This window comes from Pseudomonas helmanticensis, assembly GCF_900182985.1.
GTDB classification, from domain to species: Bacteria; Pseudomonadota; Gammaproteobacteria; order Pseudomonadales; family Pseudomonadaceae; genus Aquipseudomonas; species Aquipseudomonas helmanticensis.
In genome coordinates this window covers 721,251-746,626 of sequence record NZ_FXUY01000002.1, presented here as the reverse complement: position 1 = coordinate 746,626, position 25,376 = coordinate 721,251, and the positions used below count along the sequence as shown (strand labels likewise).

The window sequence follows — 25,376 nt, the reverse complement described above, 5'->3', positions numbered from 1 at the left end:
GTGGCGAGGGAGCTTGCTCCCGCTGGGATGCGCAGCGCCCCTCGCTCAAAGCAGAGAACTGCTGCGCCGTTCAGCGCGAGCAAGCTCCCTCGCCACAGGTTCAGTGTTCAGCTTCACTGATGTGTATCGGCCGATTAGCCTGAGTCGATCTGCGTGAACCACCGCTGATTCAACGGCGGCAGATTGCTCGACCCCATAACCACCAAAAATATGCGGGCGTGCCCATGATTACCCTGAAACTCAATGGCCAGGACCATCCACTCGATGTCACGGAAGACATGCCGCTGCTCTGGGCAATCCGTGACGTCGCCGGCTACAACGGCACCAAATTCGGCTGCGGCATGGGCCTGTGCGGCGCCTGCACCATTCACATCGATGGTCTGCCGGCGCGCAGTTGCATCACGCCGATCGGCTCGGTGATCGGGCAGAACGTCACCACCATCGACAACCTGCATGCCGACCCCGTCGGGCAAGTCGTTCAGCAAGCCTGGCTCGACACGGCGGTCGCGCAATGTGGTTTCTGTCAGGGCGGCCAGATCATGTCGGCCACGGCGTTGCTCAAGACCAACCCGAACCCGAGCGATGAGCAGATCGAAGAAGCGATGGTCGGTAACATCTGCCGCTGCGGCACTTATAACCGCATCAAAACCGCGATCCGCCAGGCTTCCACGCATCTGAAGGAGGCCAAGGCATGAGCCGCCTGCCGAATGATTTCGCCCTGAGCAATCTCAGTCGCCGGGGTTTCCTCAAGGGCGTCGGCGCGACGGGCGCATTGGTGCTGGCCGCAAGTTGGGGTTGGCAGGACGCATTGGCCGAAGACAAGCCGAAGCAGTTCGGCGCCGATGGCATGCCCAATGGCTGGATCGACGATCCGAAAGTCTATGTGAGCATTGCCGCCGACGGCAGTGTTACCGTCGTGTGCAACCGCTCGGAGATGGGTCAGGGCGTGCGCACCAGTCTGAGCATGGTCGTCGCCGATGAGCTGGACGCCGATTGGGCCAAGGTCAAAGTGCAGCAGGCGCCGGGCGATGAACTGCGTTTCGGCAACCAGGACACCGACGGTTCGCGCAGCATGCGTCACTGGTACGAACCGATGCGGCGTTGTGGCGCAGCAGCGCGGACGATGCTCGAGCAGGCTGCGGCTGCGCAGTGGCAAGTCCCGGTCGGCGAATGCCGCGCGCAATTGCACAAAGTCCTTCATACACCGTCCGGGCGCGAGCTGGGTTATGGCGAACTGGCCGCGGCAGCCAGTGCATTGGCGGTTCCAGCGCGTGACAGTCTGCGCCTCAAGCAACCGTCGGAATTTCGCTATATCGGCAAGGAAGGCACCAAGGCCATCGACGGTGCAGACATCGTCAATGGGCGCGCGGTCTATGGCGCCGACGTGCATTTCGACGGCATGTTGTACGCGACCATTGCCCGTCCGGCGGTGTATGGCGGCAAGGTCAAATCACTCGACGACAGCGCCGCGCTGAAAGTCCCCGGCGTACTCAAAGTCATCCAGATCGAAAGCCGTCCGATACCTTCCGAGTTTCAGCCGTTAGGTGGTGTGGCCGTGGTGGCCAGCAATACTTGGGCGGCGATCAAGGGCCGTGAGGCGCTGAAGATCGAATGGGATGACGGCCCGAATGCCAGTTACGACTCGATTGCCTATCGCAAGGAGCTGGAAGCCGCTTCGCTGAAACCCGGCAAAGTGGTGCGCAACACCGGTGATATCGACAAGGCCTTGAGCAGCGCGGCCAGCACCCTCGAAGCGTCCTACTATTTGCCGCATCTGGCGCAGGCACCGATGGAGCCGATGGTTGCTATCGCCCGCTACAAGGACGGCGTCTGTGAAGCGTGGGCGCCGAGTCAGGCGCCGCAAGTTACCCGTGAGCGAATTGCCGAGCGCCTTGGCCTGCCGTTCGACAACGTCACCTTTAATGTCACGCTGCTTGGAGGGGGTTTCGGGCGTAAGTCGAAACCGGATTTCGTCGTCGAAGCGGCGGTCCTCGCCAAGGAGTTTCCCGGCAAAGCCGTGCGGGTGCAGTGGACGCGCGAGGACGACATCCACAACTCGTATTTTCATACCGTGTCTGCCGAGTACCTGAAGGCTGGCGTCGGCAAGGACGGCATGCCGTCCGGCTGGTTGCATCGCACCGTGGCGCCGAGCATCACCGCGCTGTTCGCGCCGGGCATGAACCATGAAGCGGCATTCGAACTGGGCATGGGCTTCACCAACATGGCTTATGCGATCCCCAATGTGCGCCTGGAAAATCCCGAGGCTAGCGTGCACACGCGGGTTGGCTGGTATCGCTCGGTATCGAACATTCCCCATGGTTTCGCGATCCAGAGTTTTGTCGATGAACTGGCGCACAAGGCCGGTGAAGATCCTCTCAAGTACCAGATCAAACTCCTTGGCCCTGATCGCCAGATTGACCCGCGCACGCTGAGCGAGGAGTGGAACTACGGCGAATCTCCCGAGCGTTATCCGATCGATACCGGACGTATGCGCGCCGTGCTGGAAACTGCCGCGAAAGCTGCCGGATGGGGGCGCAAACTGGCCAAGGGCCGTGGTCTCGGGCTGGCAGTGCATTACAGCTTCGTCACTTACGTGGCGGCGGTGATCGAAGTCGAAGTTAAAGACGACGGCACGTTGATCGTGCACAAGGCAGATATCGCCGTGGATTGCGGGCCGCAGATCAACCCTGAGCGCATTCGCTCGCAGTTCGAAGGCGCTTGCGTGATGGGCTTGGGTAACGCGGTGCTGGGTGAAATCAGCTTCAAGGACGGCAAGGTCCAGCAGGACAACTTCCACATGTACGAAGTAGCGCGCATGTCGCTGGCGCCGAAGGAGGTCGCGGTGCACCTGGTGACGCCGCCGGGCGACGTGCCGCTGGGCGGTGTTGGTGAACCGGGTGTGCCGCCAATAGCGCCGGCGCTGTGCAATGCGATCTTCGCCGCTACCGGCAAGCGCATCCGCAATCTGCCGGTGCGTTATCAGTTGCAAGGCTGGCAGAAGGCAGAGGCGTAATGGACAGCGTCGACCTCAATGTCCTGCGCAGCGTTCTCGAATGGCGCCGCGCCGGGCAACGGGTGGTGCTGTTCAGTGTCGTGCAGACCTGGGGCACCGCGCCCCGGGCGCCCGGTGCGATGCTGGCATTGCGCGAGGATGGCGTGGTGATCGGCTCGGTGTCGGGTGGCTGTGTCGAAGATGATTTGATCGCGCGTCTGCACGACGGGCGTATCGCCAGCGATGGCCCGCCGGTGCAACTGATCACCTACGGTGTCACCCGTGAAGAAGCTGCGCGGTTTGGTTTGCCGTGTGGCGGTACGCTGCGCCTGACTGAAGAGCGGATCGGCGATCCCGCGTGGGTCGCCGAACTGCTGGCGCGTTGCGAGGCGCATGAAATCGTCGCCCGTGAGCTGAACATCGACACCGGTGAGGTTGTGCTGTCGGCGGCGAGCAAAACCGATTCGCTCGAATTCGACGGCAAGACCTTGCGCGCGATCTACGGCCCGCGCTGGCGATTGTTGTTGATCGGCGCCGGGCAATTGTCGCGCTATGTGGCGGACATGGCGCGGCTGCTCGATTTCGAAGTGTTGATCTGTGATCCGCGCACTGAATTCGTTTATGGCTGGGAAGAGCATCACGGTCGCTTCGTCGCAGGCATGCCGGATGAAGCGGTGCTGAGCATTCAGACCGACGAACGTACGGCGATTGTCGCGTTGACGCATGACCCACGGCTGGATGACATGGCACTGCTCACGGCGCTGGATTCGCCAGCCTTTTATGTCGGCGCGCTCGGTTCGCGGGTCAACAGTCTGAAGCGCCGGGAGAATCTCGCTCAGCTAGGCTTGTCGGTGGAGGCGATTGATCGATTGCACGGCCCCATCGGTTTGCATATCGGCAGTCATTCGCCGGCGGAGATCGCCTTGTCCTTGCTGGCGGAAATCGTCGCGATCAAGAACGGCGTCGAGTTGAAACAGAAAAAATCAATGGAGGGCGCATGAGTCGATCCATCGCAGTGATAGTGCTGGCGGCGGGCGAGGGCAGTCGCTTTCGTCAGGTGGCGGGCGCGGACAAAGACAAGTTGCTGGCTGATTGCACCGGTCGCGACGGCGCGGTGCGTTCAGTGATCGAGCAGGTGCTGGTGAATCTGCCGGCGAGTCTTGATAAGCGCGTCTTGGTCACTACGCAAGAACGACCGCAAGCGATGCGCATGGCGCAGGCTTATGGCTGTGAGGTGGTGACGATCGGGACAACCGGGATGGGCGACAGCATTGCCGCCGGTGTCGCCACTTGTCTGGAGGCCGATGGCTGGCTGATTGTGCTGGGGGATATGCCGTTTATCTTGCCGTCGAGTATTGAGCGGGTGATCGCAGCCATAGCTGATGATGCGGTGAGCGTGCCGGTGCAGGATGGCGAATTTGGGCATCCAGTGGGGTTTGGCCGGTCGTTTGGTGCGGGGTTGCTGGCGCTGAGCGGTGATCGCGGGGCTCGGCCGTTGTTCAAGCAGGGCCGGGTGATTGAGGTGACGGTGGATGATCCCGGGGTGTTGTGGGATATCGATGTACCGCAGGCATTGGTTTTTAAATAACAGCAAGATCAAAAGATCGTCCGAACGCGGCCCGAGCCTTCGGACGATCTTTTGATCTTATAAAAGGGCATAAAAAAGCCCCGCCTGGTTTTCACCGGGCGGGGCTTTTTAACGGCTTCGGGAATTACACGAGAGGTTTAGGCTCGTGTTGTTTTTCCTCGGCCTCTTGGTGATGCTCTACCGCGTCCTGAACGGAGCGTGGTGCTTCAGCGATGACCGCCTCAACAACCGCCTCTTCAGCGACCGGGGCAGGAGCTGCCTCGACCACTTCAGCTACCGGAGCAGCAGCGGCAGCCAGTTCGGCTTCCTTCTGCAGACGCTCTTCTTCACGCTTGCGACGACGCACTTCACGTGGATCGTTTGGCGCGCGGCCGTTTGCTGCCAGGGCGCTGACCGGAGCCGGTGCTTCAACTACTGGAGCTGGGGCTTCGGCAACTACCGGCACTTCAACTGCAGGCGCTTCAACCACCGGAGCTTCAACGACTGGCGCTGGAGCAGGTTCGGCGGCCGCAACCACGGGCTCGGAAACCATGGCTTGCGGGACTTCAGCTTCAGCAACAGGTGCTGGTGCTTCGGTCACAGCCGGCTCGGCAACCCAGTTGAAGGCGGTCTGTTCTTCACGAACTTCACGCACGGTTTCGGTCACGGTTTCAGCAACGGTTTCAACCGTCGACTCGGCAACCACAACGGGTGCTGGCTCGACCTGAGGCAGGGTTTCCTGAACCGGTGCCACTTCGACTTCCGGAGCAGCAATCACTTCTACCGGAGTGGTCGCTTCAACAACCGGCGCTTCCACTGGCGCAGTTTCCTGCACAGCGGCAGTGGCGCGTTCAGCTTGCTCGTGGGCCTGTGCTTCAGCCGGAGCGCTGATCACGCTGCTGGCAACCGCGGCAGTTACTGCGAGGCCGGCAGCCAGATCGGCAGTGCTTGGCTCTTCAGCATTTTCGGACTCGGAGTCGGATTCTTCCGAACCTTCGATCACGTTGCCGTTGGCATCACGCTGACGCTCACGACGGTTGCTGCGACGACGCTGGCCGCGCGAGCGACGACGTGGACGATCGCCTTCGGCGTTCTCCGAACCGTCTTCCGGCAGTTGCTCTTCAGCAGTGATCACTTCTTCTTCGGCAACGGCAGCAACGGCCTGCTCGGCGCGTGGTTGACGCTCTTCACGCGGCGGACGCGGTGCGCGCTCTTCACGTGGCTGACGGGCTGGACGCTCTTCAGCAGTTACGGCAACGGCAGCTGCAGCAGCCGGAACGGCGTCAAGCGGCTCGCGCAGTTCACGTACGCGTTCTTCACGCTCGCCACGTGGCTTGCGATCTTCACGCGGAGCACGTGGTGCACGTTCTTCACGCGGGGCACGTGGTGCGCGCTCTTCGCGGGCTACCGGTGCTTCGGTGCGAGTTTCACGCGGCTCACGGGCTTCACGTGGCGCGCGCTCTTCACGCGGCTCGCGCGGTGCACGTTCTTCACGTGGTGCACGTTCTTCGCGCGGCTTGCGCTCTTCATCGCGGCGACCGTTACGGTTGCGGCTCTGCTGACGACCGTTGCGACGCTCTTCGTTGCGGGCCGGACGCTCGGCAGCCGGTTTTTCAACGGCAACCGGAGCGGCTGGCTCTTCTTTGGTGGCGAACAGGCTGACCAGCGATTTCACCAGGCCTTTGAACAGGCTTGGCTCTGGCACGGCGACTGGCGCCGGTGCCGGTGCAGCCGGAGCGGCGGCGGCTTCGGTTGGAACCGGAGCGTTGGCGCGGGCCGGTGCAGTCTTGACCGCGGCTTCCTGGCGAACCAGGGTGCGGGTCGCAGCGGCTGGCTGGACTTCTTCGACTTCGGCAGCGGCAGCAGCGATTTCGTAGCTGGACTGGTTGGTCGCGGCTTCCGGGCTGTCGTCACGCAGACGCTGCACTTCGAAGTGCGGCGTTTCGAGGTGATCGTTCGGCAGGATGACGATACGGGCACGGGTGCGCAGTTCGATCTTGGTGATCGAGTTGCGTTTTTCGTTGAGCAGGAACGCGGCCACCGGGATCGGCACTTGTGCGCGAACTTCGGCAGTGCGGTCTTTCAGGGCTTCTTCTTCGATCAGGCGCAGGATCGCCAGCGACAGCGATTCAACGTCACGGATGATGCCGGTGCCGTTGCAACGCGGGCAGACGATGCCGCTGCTTTCGCCCAGCGATGGACGCAGACGCTGACGCGACATTTCCAGCAGGCCGAAGCGCGAGATACGGCCGATCTGCACGCGAGCGCGGTCGGCTTCCAGGCATTCGCGGACTTTCTCTTCCACGGCGCGCTGGTTCTTGGCAGGGGTCATGTCGATGAAGTCGATGACGATCAGGCCGCCGATGTCGCGCAGGCGCAACTGACGGGCGATTTCTTCGGCGGCTTCAAGGTTGGTCTGCAGAGCGGTTTCTTCGATGTCGCTGCCTTTGGTGGCGCGCGCCGAGTTGATGTCGATGGACACCAGGGCTTCGGTCGGATCGATAACGATGGAGCCGCCAGAAGGCAGTTCAACGACGCGCTGGAAAGCGGTCTCGATCTGGCTTTCGATCTGGAAACGGTTGAACAGCGGCACGCTGTCTTCGTACAGCTTGATCTTGCTGGCGTACTGCGGCATTACCTGACGGATGAAGGTCAGGGCTTCGTCCTGGGCCTCAACGCTGTCGATCAGCACTTCGCCGATGTCCTGGCGCAGGTAATCGCGGATGGCGCGGATGATCACGTTGCTTTCCTGGTAGATCAGGAATGGCGCGGAACGATCCAGCGATGCTTCTTTGATAGCGGTCCACAGTTGCAGCAGGTAATCGAGGTCCCACTGCATTTCTTCGCTGCTGCGGCCAAGGCCTGCAGTGCGCACGATCAGACCCATGTCGGCCGGTGCAACCAGGCCGTTCAGCGCTTCACGCAGTTCGTTGCGTTCTTCGCCTTCGATGCGACGGGAGATACCACCGGCACGCGGGTTGTTCGGCATCAGCACGAGGTAACGACCGGCCAGGCTGATGAAGGTGGTCAGGGCTGCGCCCTTGTTGCCACGTTCTTCTTTTTCGACCTGAACGATGACTTCCTGGCCTTCGCTCAGGACGTCCTTGATGTTGACGCGGCCTTCAGGGGCTTTCTTGAAGTATTCGCGGGAGATTTCTTTGAGGGGCAGGAAGCCATGGCGCTCAGAGCCGAAATCGACAAAGGCAGCCTCAAGGCTTGGTTCGATGCGAGTGATGCGGCCTTTATAAATGTTGGCCTTCTTCTGCTCGCGTGCACCGGATTCGATGTCCAGGTCGTAGAGGCGCTGGCCATCTACCAGTGCAACACGCAACTCTTCGGGTTGAGTTGCGTTAATCAGCATTCTTTTCATGTAGTACCGTCGGTTTCCGGGCTGCCGGAAACGGCGTTCGGCACACACGACTTCTCACGGTCGGTGTCAGGTGCGTCGGGAGTGGTTGGCCATTCCCGTGTCCAGCGATGTGCGACCAATTGGGCCGATATCGCGACGTACGCGTCCTGCTTGCTGTGGCTACTTAAGCACTCAGTCAGGAGGAGGAATCAACCAGCGGCTGTGGACGAGATGAAGCGTCTTGATAAAGCCTATTGCTACACAGTCCAGCGGTTGTGCATCTCCACCCTACACGTATCCCTGATAATTCGGGTGCTGCCGCGCGCAGAATCCGCAGCGGGTTGGCATTTACCGTGAGCTCCGATAGGGGAGGTCACGCATCATGGCTAATTCAGGCGATGTTTCCGAAGCTTTCGCTCGGGGTCATCTGCAGCTGACTGCACTTTGTGAACTGGCCTTGAATGTGTGCCTGTCAGGCGAGTAAAAACTCTGCTCGACGGTGTAATTCAGGCCTCATGTCACCTGCGCTTGTTACAACTGCAAACTCCACCGTTACGTAGCGAAAGCCCCGTAGGACGGCCTCGCGTCCTGGTGAATTGCGTTGGTCAGGGCCGGTTTTTGACCGTGATTCCTCTGTCCAGGCCGCTTTTGGCGGCGTTCGCGACTATAGCAGCAATGATTAAGTGCTTCAATTCCATAAAAATTGTTATCATCCGCGGCATGACAACTACTGCCCCTTCGACTCCAGGCGTTCAATTGCTTGAAGTCTCGCCGGAGTATGCCGGCCAACGAATCGACAATTTTCTCCTCGCCCGGCTCAAAGGCGTGCCCAAGACCTTGATTTACCGGATTTTGCGTAAAGGCGAAGTGCGTGTGAACAAAGGTCGGATCAAGCCCGAATACAAGCTGCAGGCCGGCGATATCGTGCGCGTGCCGCCCGTTCGCGTGCCTGAGCGCGACGAACCGGTGCCACTGGCCCAAGGCCTGTTGCAGCGCCTGGAAGCCTCGATTGTCTTCGAAGACAAAGCCCTGATCGTGATCAACAAGCCCGCAGGCATTGCGGTTCACGGCGGCAGCGGCTTGAATTTCGGCGTCATCGAAGCCTTTCGTCAGTTGCGCCCCGATACCAAAGAGCTGGAACTGGTGCACCGTCTCGACCGTGACACCTCCGGCCTGCTGATGATCGCGAAAAAGCGCAGCATGTTGCGCCACTTGCACGAGCAATTGCGCGGCGACGGCGTCGACAAACGCTACATGGCGCTGGTGCGCGGCAACTGGGCGACCTCGATCAAGAAAGTCAGCGCGCCATTGCTCAAGAGCAATTTGCGTTCTGGCGAGCGCATGGTTGAGGTCAACGAAGAAGGCAAAGAAGCCCTGACGATGTTCAAGGTGCTGCGCCGCTTCGGTGATTTCGCCACCATGGTCGAGGCCAAGCCGGTTACCGGTCGTACCCACCAGATTCGCGTGCACACTCTGCATGCTGGCCATTGCATTGCTGGCGACAGCAAGTATGGCGATGAGGGTTTCACCAAGGAAATCCGCGATCTGGGCGGCAAGCGTCTGTTTCTGCACGCCTACATGCTGACCGTGCCGCTGCCGGACGGTGGCAAGCTGACCTTGCAAGCACCGGTCGACGAAATGTGGGCCAAAACCGTGGAGCGATTGAGTGCGCCCATCTGATTACAAGCTGCTGATTTTCGATTGGGACGGCACGCTGGCCGATTCAATTCATCGGATCGTCGAGGCGATGCACTCTGCATCCGGGCGTTCCGGCTTCGAGTTGCGTGATGATTTCGCCGTAAAAGGCATCATCGGCCTGGGTCTGCCCGAGGCGATCCGCACCTTGTATCCGCAAATCAGCGACGCTGAAATGACCTTGTTTCGCGAGTATTACGCCGATCACTACATCGCCGCCGAAGCCGTGCCTTCGCCGTTGTTCGAAGGCGTCGTCGAGTCGATGGCGTCCTTTCGCGAGCAGGGTTATCACCTGGCTGTGGCGACCGGCAAAAATCGTCGCGGGCTGGATCGCGTGCTCAAGGCCAATGGCTGGGAAGAATATTTCGATATCACCCGTGCTGCCGATGAAACTGCGAGCAAGCCGCACCCTCTGATGCTGGAACAGATCCTTGCGCATTGTGGTGTGCGTGCGGAGCAGGCATTGATGGTTGGTGACTCGTCGTTCGATCTGCTGATGGCGCGTAACGCCGGGATGGATTCGGTGGCGGTCAGTTACGGCGCGCAATCGATCGAATCGCTGCAGCAGTTCGAGCCGCGCCTGTCGATCGACCGTTTTTCTGAATTGCATGCCTGGCTGGCGCAGCAGGCTTAATACGTTTTTGCTGGGGTGGATGGCATGACCGACGAATGGAAAGCACCGGCCAAGGCAAGTGCCGACGACGGTGACCAGAAAAGCTGGAAGCTGTTGGAAAAAACGCTGCTGGCTGGCGTGCAGGAGCAGCGTCGCTCGCGTCGCTGGGGGATTTTCTTCAAGCTGCTGACGTTTGTTTATCTGTTTGTGGCGTTGATTCTGTTCACGCCGCTGATGGACATGGAAAAAAGCGCCACGCGCGGGCCGAATTACAGCGCGTTGATCGACATCACCGGAATGATCGCCGACAAGGAACCGGCCAGTGCCGACAACATCGTCGGCAGCCTGCGTGCCGCGTTCGAGGACAAGAAGGTCAAGGGCGTCATCCTGCGCATCAACAGCCCTGGCGGCAGTCCGGTGCAGTCGGGTTATGTCTATGACGAGATCAAGCGTCTGCGTGGTCTGCATCCGGATATCAAAGTGTATGCGGTGATTTCCGATCTCGGTGCGTCCGGTGCCTATTACATCGCCAGTGCAGCGGATCAGATCTACGCCGACAAGGCGAGTCTGGTCGGCTCCATTGGTGTGACGGCGGCGGGTTACGGTTTTGTCGGCACCATGGAGAAGCTAGGCGTCGAGCGTCGCACTTACACCTCGGGCGAGCACAAGTCGTTTCTCGATCCGTTCCAGCCGCAGAAGCCTGAAGAGACGGCCTTCTGGCAGAGTGTGCTGGATACGACGCACAAGCAGTTCATCAACAGCGTCAAGCAGGGGCGTGGCGATCGCTTGAAGGACAAAGAGCATCCGGAGTTGTTCTCCGGGCTGGTCTGGTCAGGCGAGCAGGCGCTGCCGCTGGGCTTGATCGACGGGCTGGGCAATGCCAGCTCTGTGGCGCGCGATGTGATTGGCGAGAAGGAGCTGGTGGACTTCACCGTTCAGGAATCGCCGTTTGATCGCTTCTCGAAGAAGCTCGGTGCCAGTGTGGCTGAGCAGTTGGCGATGTGGATGGGTTTCCATGGGCCTTCGTTGCGCTGATTCGTTGTAAAGATCAAAAGATCGCAGCCTGCGGCAGCTCCTACAGGGTTTTACATTCCCATGTAGGAGCTGCCGCAGGCTGCGATCTTTTGCGTTAAGGGATCTGCACACCTTCAGACAGCAACATGTCGATCAGCCGAATCAGCGGCAAGCCGATGAGGCTGGTCGCGTCCGGGCCTTCGGTCGACTGAAACAGGCTCACTCCCAGTCCTTCCGCCTTGAAGCTGCCTGCGCAGTCATATGGCTGCTCGATGCGCAGATAGCGCTCAATGCGCGCCTGGTCGAGTTGGCGCATATGCACGGTAAACGGCACGCAGTCGACCTGGCACTCGCCTGTCTGGCTGTTGAGCAGGGCCAGGCCGGTCAGGAAGGTCACACTGGCGCCGCTGGCCGCCATCAGTTGCTCGCGGGCCTTCTCGAAGGTGTGCGGCTTGCCGATGATCTGCTCGCCGAGCACGGCCACCTGGTCCGAGCCGATGATCAGGTGGGCGGGGTGACTGTCAGCCAATGCCCGGGCTTTTTGCTCGGCGAGGCGTTTGACCAGTTCGATGGCGGACTCGCCCGGGCGATGGCTTTCATCGATATCCGGCGAACTGCAGACGAACGGCAGGTGCAGACGGGCGAGCAATTCGCGACGATAGGTCGAGCTTGAAGCGAGTAATAAAGGCAGCATTCACGTCTCCTGAGGCAGGTGCGAATTCTAGCGGAGGCACGCAAGTGACGGACAGGGCACAATTTCCTTTGACATGGGTGGGTGCATCCCTATAATGCTGCGCCTATGTTGAATGACCCGATTCCACCTCACGTTGACCCGCGCAAATTGGCTGATCGTGGCACCACCCTTCAAGGTGAAATGCTGCTGGCCGATTTGGAGAGACTCTGCGACCCGCTTTCCGACAATGTCGGTACGGTGCAGGCGAAATTCGTTTTTGAACGAGATGAACGTAAATCTGTGGTAATCCACAGCTTTATCGACACCGAGGTCAAAATGGTTTGCCAGCGTTGTCTTGAGCTGGTCACCCTGCCGATCCACAGCGAATGCAGTTATGCTGTGGTGAAAGAGGGTGCGAATACCCAGTCGTTGCCGAAAGGTTATGACGTGCTGGAACTGGGCGAAGATCCATTGGATCTGCAGTCACTGATCGAGGAGGAGCTTCTGCTCGCCTTGCCCATTGTGCCTGCTCATCATCCGGAAGAATGCCAGCAGCCGGCGGGTCTCGATGAGCCCGAACCGAGCGAGGACGAGTCAACGCGGTCCAACCCGTTCAGTGTATTGGCGCAGTTAAAGCGTGACCCAAACGTTTAGGAGTTAATCAATTATGGCTGTTCAGCAGAACAAAAAATCCCGCTCTGCCCGTGACATGCGTCGTTCGCACGATGCCCTGACGGCAAGCACTCTGTCTGTAGAAAAAACCACCGGTGAAATTCACCTGCGTCACCACGTATCGCCAGAAGGCGTATACCGTGGCCGTAAAGTGATCGACAAGGGCGCTGACGAGTAATCACTTGTCTGCTCAAGTCATCGCGATTGACGCAATGGGCGGGGACTTCGGTCCCCGCAGCATTGTTCAGGCCAGCCTTGCTTGCCTGTCTGCTACGCCCTCGCTGCACCTGACCCTCGTCGGTCAACCCTCCCTTCTTGAAGAGCTGATCCACGGCCAATCGGCTGCCGATCGCGCGCGCCTGACGATTGTTGCGGCCAGCGAAGTCATCACCATGGACGAAAAACCTGCCCAGGCCCTGCGTGGCAAGCCGGATTCGTCGATGCGTGTCGCTCTCGAACGGGTGCGTGACGGCAAGGCTCAGGCGTGTGTCAGTGCTGGTAACACCGGTGCGCTGATGGCGCTGTCGCGCTTCGTCCTGAAAACGTTACCGGGTATAGACCGTCCGGCGATGGTTGCGGCGATTCCGACGCAGAAGGGTTTTTGTCAGTTGCTCGATCTCGGCGCCAATGTCGATTGCACTGCCGAGCATCTGCTGCAGTTTGCCGTGATGGGCTCGGTGGCAGCGCAGACGCTGGGTATCCATCGCCCGCGCGTCGCGCTGCTGAACATCGGTACCGAAGACATCAAGGGCAATCAGCAGGTCAAGCTGGCAGCGACGCTGTTGCAGGCGGCTCGCGGCATCAACTACATCGGCTTCATCGAAGGCGACGGGTTGTATCGCGGGGAGGCTGACGTGGTGGTGTGCGACGGTTTTGTCGGCAACATACTGCTGAAATCCAGCGAAGGCCTGGCGACGATGATCGCGGCGCGCATCGAGGCGCTGTTCAAAAAGAACTTCGCCTCACGTGTTGTCGGTGCATTGGCGCTGCCATTGATGAAGCGCTTGCAGGCGGACCTGGCGCCGGCGCGACATAATGGCGCAAGCTTTCTCGGCTTGCAGGGCATCGTCGTGAAAAGTCACGGTTCGGCCGGGGTTCAGGGCTTTCAGAGTGCGATTCAGCGGGCGCTGATCGAGATTCAGGAGAATCTGCCCGGGCGCCTTCACGGTCGCCTGGAGGATTTGTTGTCTTAGGCGTTTTCGTCGGACAATGCTTAAATGTGACCGCCCGGTTCAAAGGGCCATCCAACTGTCAGTTTCTTGCGTCCCCACGTGGGGCGTCATTTTCCGACGACAAGATCATTAGGGGCTTGTTACATGTCTGCTTCCCTCGCATTCGTCTTTCCAGGACAGGGTTCGCAGTCCCTCGGCATGCTGGCCGAGCTGGGCGCGCAATACCCGTTGATCCTCGAAACTTTCAAAGAAGCATCCGATGCTCTGGGTTACGACCTGTGGGCGCTGACCCAGCAGGGTCCGGAAGAGCTGCTCAATCAAACCGACAAGACCCAACCGGCCATTCTGACCGCTTCGATCGCCCTGTGGCGTCTGTGGCTGGCTGAAGGTGGCGCGCGTCCGGCTTTTGTTGCCGGTCACAGCCTGGGTGAATACAGCGCGCTGGTTGCCGCTGGCAGCCTGACACTGGCTGACGCGGTCAAGCTCGTTGAGCGCCGTGGTCAACTGATGCAGGAAGCCGTTCCGGCCGGGCAGGGTGGCATGGCTGCCATTCTCGGTCTGGAAGATGCTGACGTGCTGGCAGCCTGCGCAGAAGCTGCACAAGGCGAAGTGGTCAGTGCAGTGAACTTCAACTCCCCGGGCCAGGTAGTGATCGCCGGCGCCAAGGCTGCTGTCGAGCGCGCCATTGAAGGTTGCAAGGCGCGTGGCGCCAAGCGTGCCATGCCGTTGCCAGTCAGCGTGCCGTCGCACTGCGAACTGATGCGTCCGGCCGCTGAGCGTTTTGCCGAATCCATCGCCGCCATCGACTGGCAGGCGCCGCAAATCCCGGTCGTACAGAACGTCAGCGCGCAAGTGCCGGCTGATCTGGAAACCCTCAAGCGCGATCTGCTCGAACAACTCTACAAGCCAGTGCGCTGGGTCGAGTCGGTACAGACTCTCGCTGCCAAAGGCGCGACCGATCTGGTCGAATGCGGCCCGGGCAAAGTGCTGGCCGGTCTGAACAAACGTTGCGCCGAAGGCGTCGCGACTTCCAACCTCAATACCCCAGACGCTTTCGCTGCCGCCCGTGCAGCGCAAGCCTGAATCAGGAGAAACTTGCATGAGTCTGCAAGGTAAAGTTGCACTGGTCACCGGCGCAAGCCGCGGTATCGGCCAGGCTATCGCACTGGAACTGGGTCGTCAGGGCGCCATCGTTATTGGCACCGCGACTTCCGCTTCGGGCGCTGAGCGCATTGCGGCAACCCTGAAGGAAAACGGTATTCAGGGCACTGGCCTTGAGCTGAACGTTACCAGCGATGAATCGGTCAGCGCAGTGCTGGCGAGCATTCAGGAGCAGTTCGGTGCGCCGGTGGCGATCCTGGTCAATAATGCCGGTATCACCCGCGATAACCTGATGATGCGCATGAAAGACGATGAGTGGTACGACGTGATCGATACCAACCTGAACAGTCTATTCCGCCTGTCCAAGGGCGTTTTGCGCGGTATGACCAAGGCACGTTGGGGTCGAATTATCAGTATTGGCTCGGTGGTGGGTGCCATGGGCAACGCTGGCCAAGTAAACTATGCAGCCGCCAAGGCCGGTCTGGAAGGTTTCAGCCGTGCAATGGCGCGTGAAGTCGGTTCGCGTTCGATTACGGTCAACTCGGTAACCCCAGGGTTTATCGACACCGATATGACCCGCGAGCTGCCTGAAGCACAGCGTGAAGCCTTGCAGACGCAGATTCCGCTGGGTCGTCTGGGGCAAGCTCAAGAGATCGCGTCTGTGGTCGCTTTTCTTGCATCCGACGGTGCGGCATACGTCACTGGGGCTACAATCCCGGTGAACGGTGGGATGTACATGTAAGTAAAATGTGACGGATTGCTTCAAAAAAATGTCATACGAGCTGTCTAAAATCCGTTATAAAGCTGCAATCTATTTATAGGCAGAGGGCCGCAGGGTTTGAGGAGTGAAGCTTTCAGTTGAAAAACTGAAAAGTCTTTCTATACACTTACCCACTGGCCAGCTGCCTGAATTTGTCCATTAGGAGTGAAAACAAGGTATGAGCACCATCGAAGAGCGCGTCAAGAAAATCGTTGCCGAGCAACTGGGTGTTAAAGAAGAAGAAGTGGTTAACACCGCTTCCTTCGTAGAAGACCTGGGTGCCGACTCCCTTGACACCGTTGAGCTGGTGATGGCTCTGGAAGAGGAATTCGAGACCGAAATCCCTGACGAAGAAGCTGAGAAGATCACTACTGTACAAGCTGCAATCGATTACGTTACCAACCATCAGGCGTAATAGCTTGTAATCGTTGTTTGCTGTCATGGAAAAACCGCACTGCCATCATGGCGTGCGGTTTTTTCTTTAGGTCTGATGCAAAGTCGTCGTCATTTGAAAAAGGAGAGTGCTGTGTCGCGTAGACGCGTCGTAGTCACCGGTATGGGTATGTTGTCGCCACTGGGCACGGATGTGCCGAGCAGTTGGCAGGGCATTCTGGCTGGCCGCAGTGGCATTGGTCTGATCGAACACACCGACCTTTCTGCCTATTCCACCCGCTTTGGCGGCTCGGTAAAGGGCTTCAATGTCGAGGAATACCTATCGGTCAAGGAAGCGCGCAAGCTCGACCTGTTCATTCAGTACGGTCTCGCTGCCGGCTTTCAGGCCGTGCGCAATTCCGGCCTGGAAGTCACCGACGCCAACCGTGAACGCATTGGCGTGGCCATGGGTTCGGGCATTGGTGGTCTGACCAACATCGAAGAAACCAGCCGTACCCTGCATGAGACGGGCCCGCGTCGAATCTCGCCATTCTTCGTGCCAGGCTCGATCATCAATATGATTTCCGGTTTCCTGTCGATCCATCTGGGCGCACAGGGACCTAACTACGCCATCGCCACCGCATGTACCACCGGTACGCACTGCATCGGCATGGCGGCGCGCAACATCATGTACGACGAAGCCGACGTGATGATTGCCGGCGGTGCCGAAATGGCCGCGTGCGGTCTCGGCATGGGTGGCTTCGGCGCATCCCGTGCGCTGTCGACGCGCAACGACGAACCGACCCGCGCCAGCCGTCCATGGGACAAGGGCCGTGACGGCTTCGTACTGTCTGACGGCGCCGGTGCACTGGTTCTCGAAGAGCTGGAACACGCCAAGGCGCGCGGTGCGACCATCTACGCCGAGCTGATCGGCTTTGGCACCAGTGGCGATGCCTTCCACATGACGTCGCCACCCGCCGACGGCGCCGGTGCCGCACGCTGCATCACCAATGCGCTGCGCGATGCGAAAATCAACGTCGATCAGGTGCAGTACATCAACGCCCACGGTACTTCGACTCCGGCCGGCGACCTTGCCGAAGCCAACGCGATCAAGTCGGTGTTCGGTGAGCACGCCTACAAACTGGCCGTCAGCTCGACCAAGTCGATGACCGGTCACTTGCTGGGTGCGGCAGGCGCGGTCGAAGCGATCTTCAGTGTGCTGGCGATCAACAGCCAGGTCGCACCGCCGACCATCAACCTCGACGAGCCGGACGAAGGCTGCGATCTCGATTTTGTGCCGCACACTGCGCGCAACATGGACATCGACGTCGTGCTGTCCAACTCCTTCGGGTTTGGCGGCACTAACGGCACCCTGGCATTCCGCCGGTTTGCAGGCTGATGGACAGCTGGGTCGACGGTCAACCGGCTGACAGTCTGTCGCTGAAAGATCGTGGCCTGGCTTACGGCGATGGTCTGTTCGAGACCATCGCTGTGCATGACGGCCAGCCCGTTCTGCTCGATCGACACCTGGTGCGACTGGCCGATGGCTGCTTGCGTCTGGCCATCGCCGCCGATATCCAACTGGTTCGCCAAGAACTGCTGAGCTACGCCGCAGCGATGGGTGAGGGCGTGCTCAAGCTGATCCTCACCCGTGGCGACGGTTTGCGCGGTTATGCACCCGATCCTACGGCGCCGGGCCGACGCATTCTGCAAGGCAACCCTGCGGCGGCTTACCCCGCTGTAAACGCGGAGCAAGGCATTCGCCTGTTTCCGTGCAGCACGCGGTTGTCTCATCAGCCATTGCTCGCCGGACTCAAACACCTCAATCGACTGGAACAGGTTCTCGCCCGTGCCGAATGGCAGGACAGCGAACACGCCGAAGGCTTGATGCTCGATCAGGCCGGTCGAGTCATCGAAGGTGTTTTCAGCAATCTGTTTCTGCTGCGTGACGGTGTGTTGCTCACGCCGGACTTGAAGCGTTGCGGCGTGGCCGGGGTGATGCGCGCCGAAATATTGTTTCAGGCCGAGTCATTGGCTATCCCCACGCAAATCGCCGACATCAGCCTCGAACAGCTGCAATGGGCCGATGAAGTATTTGTCTGCAACAGCGTTTATGGCGTCTGGCCGGTACGCGCCTACGCTGCACTGAGCTGGCCGGTTGGCCCGCTCACCCGTAAACTGCAAACCATTGCCCGCGCCCTACTGGATGCCTGATTCGTGAGACGTAAACTTTTGCTGCTGCTGGAAACCGGACTGGTTCTGGCAGGGCTGCTGTTGGGCGCCAGCGCCTGGAAGATTCACTCCGCGCTGGAACAGCCCCTGAACATCACGCAGGAAGAACTGCTGGATGTGCCGAAAGGTTCGACACCGACCCGTACTTTCCTCGAACTCGAAACCGATGGCGTCATCAAGGACGCTTTCTGGCTTCGGGTCTACTGGCGCTTCAACCTCGCCGGCACGCCGATCCACAGCGGTGAATACCGCATGCAGCCGGGCATGACCGTCAACGGTCTGATCGACTTGTGGAAGCGTGGCGATGTAGTTCAGTACAGCCTGACATTGGTCGAAGGCTGGAATTTCCATCAAGTGCGCGCGGCGTTGGCCAAAGACGAAAAACTCACGCAGACCCTCAATGGTTTGAGTGACACCGATGTCATGGCCAAGATTGGCCATAAGGGCCTGTTTCCTGAAGGGCGTTTCTTCCCCGATACCTACCGTTTCGTGCGTGGCATGTCCGACGCCGAGCTGCTGAAGAAAGCCTTCGAACGTCTCGACGAAGTGTTGGCTAATGAGTGGGAAAAACGTTCGGCCGATGCGCCGTACAAGGAACCCTATCAGGCGCTGATCATGGCCTCGCTGGTCGAAAAGGAAACCGGTGTGCCACAGGAGCGCGGGCAAATCGCTGGCGTCTTCGTGCGACGCATGGCTCTTGGCATGCAGTTGCAGACCGATCCGACCGTTATCTATGGCCTGGGTGATCGCTACACCGGCAAGTTGACTCGCGCGCATTTGAAGGAGCCGACGGCGTATAACACTTACGTGATTCCCGGCCTGCCGCCGACGCCGATCGCGATGGTCGGCCGTGAAGCGATTCACGCAGCGCTGAACCCGGTGGAAGGCACGAGCCTGTACTTCGTCGCGCGTGGCGATGGCAGCCATGTGTTCTCTGATGATCTGGATGCGCACAACAGTGCGGTGCGTGAATTCCAGCTCAAACGACGGGCGGATTACCGTTCCAGTCCGGCCCCGGCAGCAGCGCCCGAAGCGGCACCGGCTGCCGAGGAAGCGATTCCTGCGGCCTCTCCGGATACTGCGCCTGAAGCGTTGCCGCAGGTTCCGCCGCAGGAGCCCGCGCCGACTCCGGAACCGGCAGCCGCCGCTCCACAAAACGCGCAATGACTTTGATTAAGGACTGCCTGTGACTGGCTTGTTTATTACTCTGGAAGGCCCGGAAGGCGCCGGCAAAAGCACCAACCGCGAATACCTCGCCGAGCGCCTGCGCGCCGCCGGTATCGAGGTGGTGCTGACCCGTGAGCCGGGCGGTACGCCGCTGGCCGAGCGAATTCGCGAGGTGCTGTTGGCGCCGGCTGACGAAGTCATGACCCCGGATGCCGAGTTGCTGTTGGTATTCGCCGCACGCGCGCAGCATCTGGCCGAAGTGATCCGCCCGGCGCTGGCGCGTGGCGCGGTGGTGCTGTGCGATCGTTTTACCGCGACGTTAGTTCCGGTAGCTCGACTATGTAAACCTTCGGAAAACCACCATCACCTGTGCTCTTTCGGGGCCTAAACCCAATCTTCTAGGTATTTCTAAGCTTCAGAGAACCGGTGTTCCTATCAAAAAGCTCGAAAAAACATAAAAAATGTAAACCTTCCGCTTTTCCGCATCCTTCTATGCGAAATGTAAACCTTGATCATGATTTTCCGCTCGAGATGGAACCCTTTTTTCAGTAAGAATGTAAACTTCGCGTTCCTGTGCATGTTTCAGACACCTTCAGAGCCCGTAGGCGCTTCAGATCAACGGATCTCCATCTCTGGCTCACCTAATGTCGGCAAATGCCGCCAGGGGATTTTCCAGGCGCTCTGGCTTATACCGATTTCCACCCGTTCCCTGCATGACTCAGCGTGAACCTAAGGGGGAAATCTGAAGTCGTTTGCTGGTGCCGTGGAGAAGTTGCTGAGTCCTGATTCGATTCTGAAAAACCAATTCGAACCACCTCCTTGGACCGATTGCACGATGGCCATCAAATTAGAGATCCACGCTACCGATCCTGAAGTTATTGCACTGGTTCAGCGCTACTGGGCACTAGACGAAGAATCCAAGCCTGTCGAGAACGTGGAAGGTGGTACCCGCCAAGTGCCACGGCAGCAGGAGCAGCCATCCGCCACGTTGGAGGCATCAGAATGGTCGACTGATGACAATGTGCCCTTGAAGACAGTGTCCTTTACTCTCTTGAGTTGCTCAGCGTTCCAATCCAAAAATACAGCGCGTTCACTAGGGCGGCGATCACACCGAGCATCGCCGCTTTTGTGTTCAACATGGCGGCCGCAGTGGTACTCGCAATGACTGTCGCCTGGTCGAGGTTTTGGATTTGGGCCACATCTTCTTGCCATGTAGCAGAGATGTGCCAAAGCATCGCCGATAGGATCGTGATGGTGATGCCTGAGATCATCATTAGGTTTTTTAGGCCAGATGTGACCCATGGGTTATCCCTGATGTAGTTGCGCACGATCCAGGCGATAGATCCAGCGATGTAGGCAGTGGAGCGGAACAGCTCGTGCAGCTTCTTCATTCATAAGCCCTATTAGAAGATATGGTGACTGAGTTTCAGTCTCCTAGCTTTATGGTCGGCACATTCCCCTAATTTTTTACCGCTGTTCCTGATTTTTTCAGAAATCTCCAAGAGGTTGATTTTGCGATGTCTTGCCGAGGGGGGATCGCTACCAGTCGCGAAAGGTAAATCTGGGCTAGGAACATAAACTCAGGTGCGTCTATACGGGCGCAGACGTAGACAATCATCTGCCTCCAATTTCAACAGCTTCCCCAGCGGCCGATCAGCTAAGCTCGATAATTCTAGAAAGCCTTGGGTAATCAGATGTTTCTGTCGTCAAAACGGTACTCAGACCAATTTCGCGGACTTGTCGAAAACAACCAGCAGTTGGCTATCGCTGTAGCATTCTGGGGTGAGGGTGCACAGCGGTTGATAGCTGACGCGTGGAGTGGGCGGTCTCTGCGAATAATCTGCAATTTAGGCAGCGGCGGGACTAACCCCCAAGTGATCCGTGACCTGCTCGAGCTGGCGAAGAAGAGACCTGGAATTCAGGTACTGACTCTCGACAATCTGCACGCCAAGGTGGCGATCGGTGAAACAACGGCAATCGTAGGTTCTGCCAATCTGTCGGTTAATGGACTGGGCTTTGAGGGTGCCGAGTGCGTTGGATGGCATGAAGCTGGGGTGCTAGTTGAAGATATTTCACAACTAGCGATGATGCGGGAATGGTTTGATGGACTCTGGGCACGCGGCGCAGAAATCACCGATGATCGCTTGGATAAAGCCCAGCTTCAGTGGGAAAAAAACCGAGCCAATCGCCCGTTGAGTGCCGAAAGATTGCTAGAAGCGCGCCACAACGATCTAAGGAATCGAAATATTCACATTGCAATCTACAGGCTGGAGGCGAGCGTCCAAGCCAAAGCTGAGGCAGCACAAGCGGAAAAAGACGCAAGACGTTCGGATCTACCCGCGGTACGGAATACCAAATTAGAGTTCTTTGAGGACTGGCCTGACGACAGTGAAGAGCCATTGCCTACCGACGCTCCGATTATTGCCGTGCGTTACGGGCCAACCAAGCGACTGACTGCCGTTGGTGCTTGGGTACGCATTCCCCAGCTCGACAGGACGTTCATGACGCCTGGAAAAAGAAACCCAGTGCCATTGACCATGTTGGGGCAGCTGAAATATGTGGCGGGAATGACGTTATCCAAGGAAGACGGACGAGGATTGGCGACACGCCTGAAACCTTGGATTGATGAGTTGTACGAAGGGGCCGAGCCTGGCACGGCCCGATGCGTTTCTCTCGACGATTTCATTGAGTGGGAGGCAGGGCGGATTGCTTAGATGATTATATTGCTTTTGCTTGCTGATCAATTCTCATAACCCTTCGGCCGGCAGGAGCAGACTCGCGCCAAGTGGTACTGATTAAGAAATTTTCCAGGTGGCACCGAACCAATAGATGGTTGGCACAAGGGATGATACGTAGTTAACGTTCGACAGGATTCCCCTCCTTCAAAAATTGATAAAAACTCGCAGCGAGCGCGTCCTTGGGAAATAGTCATCTTGAGCAACTGCCGACTCCGAAATTCCGAGCTATAACAGTTGACGATTTCATACTTATTGGGGAAAGGCAGTATGAGTTCCGCTCGACATGACTATCAGCAGTTCCTTGGGTGGCTTCACCGCGCAGAGCGCGGGGTATCGGAAGATGCCAGGCGGCTAGCAAATCTCGTAGAAGAGAATTTCGACCGAGTAGCAGCATGTCCTCGGACGCAGAGTAAGCGTTCAGTAGCGCTAGTCGTGATTGCACGTGAGGGTCTGACGACTGTGAGCTGTGACGCTCCGGAAGGGGCAAGGATCCTCCGCACCAACGTTTGGCAGTGGAGCGGGTTGAGCAGTCTGACAATAGGCCCCTTTCGGGGATTTCGTGTCCCAGAGACGTTCGAGTTTCCCCGTCGAATCACGATGTTTTACGGCCCTAATGGAAGCGGTAAAACTAGTCTGTGCGAGGCTCTGGAGCTTTCGCTTCTGGGCACTGTGGATGAGGCCTCAGCTAAGCGCATTACACCTCAGCGTTATTTCGCAAACGTCCACGAAGGTCGCTTCCAATCTCCCGCGCTAGCTGTGCTGGACGTTGCAGGCCAAGTTTCACAGGTGGTACCACATTCGGAAGCCTACCGTTTTTGCTTCATCGAAAAGAATCGTATAGAAAACTTCTCGCGAATCGCTGCAAAGACAGCCGGTGAGAAGAAGGACTTGATTGCATCCTTGTTCGGCATGCAGCAATTTCATGATTTCGTGAGCCATTTCAATGAGTCCTTGGACAGCCAGTTGAGCCTGGTGTCTGTTCACGAATTGGGTCTGAATACCCGCCGCGCGGCGCTCCAACGCGACCAAGAAACAGTGGATGGGGAGGCATCGGCGATTCGAGCCCTTGAGGCAGAGGAGGCAGCTTACGCCGAAGCGTTCAAACCCGGACTTTCATACACGCAGCTTCTAGAAATGCTGGGTAACGACCAAGCTCCCGGCCGCCTTCAGATCTTAAACGCTCAGTTAGATGCTCCCACTCCGCCTATATTTGGCATAAGTAGTTCAGCACTGGTAGAGGCTTATCGTGCCGCTGAGAGCGAGCACATTCGGCTTGAGCAAGTTAGCGCGCGGCTCGCGGAGAAAACCGGAGAGACTTCTTTTTTCAACCTCTACAACGCTTTGCTCGAGTTACAGGAGGGCACGCCGGATAACTGCCCGGCTTGCGGAACGCCTTTGCACGGTGACTTCCATGCTACGAGAAACCCCTATACCCACGCGCAAGACGGATTAGATGCGCTTAGAGAACTAGCTGCCTTGCAAAATGACCAAGCGGGGATTCGTAGAGCGTGGGATACCGCGTCGCGGAGTCTCGAGGCGGTTCTCCACGCTTTCGCTCAACGCATCGGCGCAACCGCCGCCAATCAGGATGAGCGAGTGCGTCATCTGCATTCCCCGGGAGTAGATCATGGCGTAGCTTGGTGGCGGCCAAGTTTCACGACGGGAGCTGATGGGAAGAGCATCGCTCAAAAGATTGTCGACATGGCGAACGAATATGAGGCCTGTGACGTACGTACTAACGAACTATTGGCGTCGCGTCAGGGGCTGGTAAACGAGCGCGAACTACTTGTGCGGGCGGGTCAAATCGCCGCGGGATTCACCGCACGGCGCGCTGAGCTAGCGCGGCAGATAGCAGAAACCCGTCAGGCAATTGAGGCTTTTGATCAGTCTAACGCTGCGCTAATTGAGGCCGCTGAGCAAGAGTCGGACCGAGTGGCATTTGATCGGCGTATCAAGGCGGCTTACGAGGATTTTCTGCGGCTGTTGAGGCAGTTTCGAGCTGAGCTGCCAGGAACGCTGATTGCGGGCCTGAATACCACTGCTCTGGAAATCTACAACGAGTTTAACCGTCGGGATCACGAAGGCGACAAGCTCGCTGCGTTACATTTACCCACCGATGAAGAAGGCCGGATTGAGCTTTCTTTCTGTGCAGCGGCGCAGAAAAAAGTCGATGCGCTTCATGTGCTCAGTGAGGGGCACGTGCGTTGTCTTGGCGTCGCCATCCTTCTTGCAAAAGCCTTACACGTTCAAGCTCCCACCATTATCTTCGACGATGCGATCAACGCAATTGACACTGAACACCGCGAGGGGATCCGCGAAGCGGTCTTCCAGAGCGATCGGTTTGCAAATACCCAGATCATCGTGACGTGCCATAGCAGCGAGTTTATTAAGGATCTGCAAAATCATGTCGAGTCAAAGGAATGGACTGCGTACTACTTCATGCCGCACATCGGTGACTATCGCCCGCGGGTAAAGGGCAATGAGCATACCTTCAACTATCTCGCGCAAGCTCGTGCGGCATTGGATATGGGGGACTGGCGAAATGCGCTAGGAGCGTCCAGACAGAACCTTGAGGTGTTTTCGGATAGGGTGTGGAAATGGCTCGGTAAAAACGACCTTGGAATGCTGACTGTTCCGTTGGCAGGTCGCGGCGCTGAGCCTGCTTTGCGCAACCTTTGTGAAGCGCTGAAAAAACGTCTCGATGACTCAAAAACTTTCATACATCCAGACAAGCCAGGTGTTGTGCAGGGGCTCGGAGCCGTCTTGGGGGTGCCGGCACCATCCAATGTGTGGCTTTACCTGAATAAAGGTATCCACGAGGAGGCGAATCGCGATGATTATGATCAACACCTGGTTCGTATCATCGTAGAGACGCTTGAGGCAATGAATCAGCTGCAACTCCGAACTATGCCAGCGGCGCTTGCGAATGTTGCTCAAGCTGCTGTGGAGGCAGCAATAGCAGTGAATGCTCAGGGGCAAGGACGTAATCACCAGGCAGGCTGAAGACGTCGGATATCGCGCGAGCCCATTGGATATGGTGGGTTCGCGCAGCGGGCGTAGGACATTCGAACCGACGCATGCCGACTATGACCCCCGTCGAGTGTTCCTTACTTATTCGTGCTGCTCACCGTTTCGATCCAAAAGTAAAAGGCGTTCAGGGGCGCTGTGGGGGCGCTGGGCAACGCGGCTTATTTGTTCAATATTTACGGTCGCGATGGTATTCGCAATGCCTATCGTCTTCTCCATATTTTGTTGAACC

Annotated in this window: 21 protein-coding genes and 1 pseudogene; 19 read left to right on the top strand and 3 right to left on the bottom strand. The window is 58.4% G+C overall.

The window, feature by feature from the left end; all coding sequences use genetic code 11:
* Nucleotides 1–224: 224 nt before the first annotated feature.
* Genes QOL84_RS26125 through QOL84_RS26110 form a run of 4 tightly spaced genes read left to right on the top strand, consistent with a single transcriptional unit; the run spans nt 225 to nt 4,580 of the window.
* Nucleotides 225–695 carry a (2Fe-2S)-binding protein gene (locus tag QOL84_RS26125; protein ID WP_008086294.1) on the top strand — a complete coding sequence of 157 codons (471 nt, stop codon included), beginning with the start codon at nt 225–227 and terminating at the stop codon, nt 693–695.
* Nucleotides 692–3,013 carry a xanthine dehydrogenase family protein molybdopterin-binding subunit gene (locus tag QOL84_RS26120; RefSeq protein WP_283439104.1) on the top strand — a complete coding sequence of 774 codons (2,322 nt, stop codon included), beginning with the start codon at nt 692–694 and terminating at the stop codon, nt 3,011–3,013. Before QOL84_RS26125 ends, QOL84_RS26120 begins: the two co-directional genes overlap by 4 nt.
* On the top strand, nt 3,013–3,993 hold the full coding sequence (locus tag QOL84_RS26115; RefSeq protein WP_283439103.1) for an XdhC family protein: 981 nt from the start codon (nt 3,013–3,015) through the stop codon (nt 3,991–3,993). The genes QOL84_RS26120 and QOL84_RS26115 overlap by 1 nt, the downstream gene beginning before the upstream one ends.
* Nucleotides 3,990–4,580 (top strand): nucleotidyltransferase family protein, encoded by a 591-nt coding sequence (locus tag QOL84_RS26110; protein WP_283439102.1) that lies wholly within the window; start codon nt 3,990–3,992, stop codon nt 4,578–4,580. Before QOL84_RS26115 ends, QOL84_RS26110 begins: the two co-directional genes overlap by 4 nt.
* A 124-nt stretch (nt 4,581–4,704) precedes the next feature.
* Here QOL84_RS26110 and rne read toward each other — a convergent pair whose 3' ends face one another.
* Nucleotides 4,705–7,929 carry a ribonuclease E gene (gene rne / locus QOL84_RS26105; RefSeq protein WP_283439101.1) on the bottom strand — a complete coding sequence of 1,075 codons (3,225 nt, stop codon included), beginning with the start codon at nt 7,927–7,929 and terminating at the stop codon, nt 4,705–4,707.
* Between the two features lie 699 nt (nt 7,930–8,628).
* Here rne and rluC point away from each other — a divergent pair.
* From rluC to sppA, 3 genes are read left to right on the top strand one after another with little or no spacing between them, the layout of a single operon-like run.
* Nucleotides 8,629–9,588, top strand: coding sequence for a 23S rRNA pseudouridine(955/2504/2580) synthase RluC (gene rluC / locus QOL84_RS26100; protein ID WP_129395030.1), 960 nt, complete (start codon nt 8,629–8,631; stop codon nt 9,586–9,588).
* Nucleotides 9,575–10,237 (top strand): HAD-IA family hydrolase, encoded by a 663-nt coding sequence (locus QOL84_RS26095; protein ID WP_283439100.1) that lies wholly within the window; start codon nt 9,575–9,577, stop codon nt 10,235–10,237. The genes rluC and QOL84_RS26095 overlap by 14 nt, the downstream gene beginning before the upstream one ends.
* A 24-nt stretch (nt 10,238–10,261) precedes the next feature.
* Nucleotides 10,262–11,251, top strand: a complete 990-nt coding sequence (gene sppA, locus QOL84_RS26090) for a signal peptide peptidase SppA (protein WP_283439099.1) — start codon at nt 10,262–10,264, stop codon at nt 11,249–11,251.
* A 94-nt stretch (nt 11,252–11,345) separates the two neighbouring features.
* Here sppA and QOL84_RS26085 read toward each other — a convergent pair whose 3' ends face one another.
* On the bottom strand, nt 11,346–11,924 hold the full coding sequence (locus QOL84_RS26085; RefSeq protein ID WP_283439098.1) for a Maf family protein: 579 nt from the start codon (nt 11,922–11,924) through the stop codon (nt 11,346–11,348).
* 105 nt (nt 11,925–12,029) lie between these two features.
* On the opposite strand from QOL84_RS26085, the gene QOL84_RS26080 reads away from it, so the two are divergent.
* The 10 genes and pseudogenes from QOL84_RS26080 to tmk form a co-directional block, all read left to right on the top strand.
* Nucleotides 12,030–12,557, top strand: coding sequence for a YceD family protein (locus QOL84_RS26080; RefSeq protein ID WP_007908248.1), 528 nt, complete (start codon nt 12,030–12,032; stop codon nt 12,555–12,557).
* Nucleotides 12,558–12,570: 13 nt separating this feature from the next.
* Nucleotides 12,571–12,753 carry a 50S ribosomal protein L32 gene (gene rpmF / locus QOL84_RS26075; protein ID WP_008152339.1) on the top strand — a complete coding sequence of 61 codons (183 nt, stop codon included), beginning with the start codon at nt 12,571–12,573 and terminating at the stop codon, nt 12,751–12,753.
* Nucleotides 12,754–12,757: 4 nt separating this feature from the next.
* The gene (gene plsX, locus QOL84_RS26070; RefSeq protein ID WP_283439097.1) at nt 12,758–13,768 is read left to right on the top strand and encodes a phosphate acyltransferase PlsX; all 1,011 of its coding nucleotides are present in this window, start codon (nt 12,758–12,760) and stop codon (nt 13,766–13,768) included.
* A gap of 123 nt (nt 13,769–13,891) precedes the next feature.
* Complete coding sequence (gene fabD / locus QOL84_RS26065; protein ID WP_283439096.1) at nt 13,892–14,830, top strand: ACP S-malonyltransferase; 939 nt, start codon at nt 13,892–13,894, stop codon at nt 14,828–14,830.
* Between the two features lie 16 nt (nt 14,831–14,846).
* The gene (gene fabG / locus QOL84_RS26060; RefSeq protein WP_007908254.1) at nt 14,847–15,590 is read left to right on the top strand and encodes a 3-oxoacyl-ACP reductase FabG; all 744 of its coding nucleotides are present in this window, start codon (nt 14,847–14,849) and stop codon (nt 15,588–15,590) included.
* A 196-nt stretch (nt 15,591–15,786) separates the two neighbouring features.
* A complete protein-coding gene (gene acpP, locus QOL84_RS26055) occupies nt 15,787–16,023 on the top strand; it encodes an acyl carrier protein (protein WP_003442511.1) in 237 nt (78 codons plus the stop codon).
* A gap of 111 nt (nt 16,024–16,134) precedes the next feature.
* Nucleotides 16,135–17,379, top strand: coding sequence for a beta-ketoacyl-ACP synthase II (gene fabF, locus QOL84_RS26050; protein ID WP_053122604.1), 1,245 nt, complete (start codon nt 16,135–16,137; stop codon nt 17,377–17,379).
* On the top strand, nt 17,379–18,194 hold the full coding sequence (pabC, locus tag QOL84_RS26045) for an aminodeoxychorismate lyase (protein ID WP_283439095.1): 816 nt from the start codon (nt 17,379–17,381) through the stop codon (nt 18,192–18,194). The genes fabF and pabC overlap by 1 nt, the downstream gene beginning before the upstream one ends.
* Before the next feature lie 3 nt (nt 18,195–18,197).
* Entirely contained in the window at nt 18,198–19,379 is a 1,182-nt protein-coding gene (mltG, locus tag QOL84_RS26040; protein WP_283439094.1) for an endolytic transglycosylase MltG, read from the top strand.
* A gap of 19 nt (nt 19,380–19,398) precedes the next feature.
* Nucleotides 19,399–19,692 (top strand): annotated as a pseudogene (tmk, locus tag QOL84_RS26035) (dTMP kinase); the annotation flags it as partial.
* 730 nt (nt 19,693–20,422) lie between these two features.
* Here tmk and QOL84_RS26030 read toward each other — a convergent pair.
* Complete coding sequence (locus tag QOL84_RS26030; protein WP_283439093.1) at nt 20,423–20,770, bottom strand: hypothetical protein; 348 nt, start codon at nt 20,768–20,770, stop codon at nt 20,423–20,425.
* Nucleotides 20,771–21,073: 303 nt separating this feature from the next.
* On the opposite strand from QOL84_RS26030, the gene QOL84_RS26025 reads away from it, so the two are divergent.
* Nucleotides 21,074–22,093, top strand: a complete 1,020-nt coding sequence (locus QOL84_RS26025; protein ID WP_283439092.1) for a phospholipase D family protein — start codon at nt 21,074–21,076, stop codon at nt 22,091–22,093.
* Nucleotides 22,094–22,384: 291 nt separating this feature from the next.
* Nucleotides 22,385–25,120, top strand: a complete 2,736-nt coding sequence (locus QOL84_RS26020) for an AAA family ATPase (RefSeq protein WP_283439091.1) — start codon at nt 22,385–22,387, stop codon at nt 25,118–25,120.
* Nucleotides 25,121–25,376 lie beyond the last annotated feature (256 nt).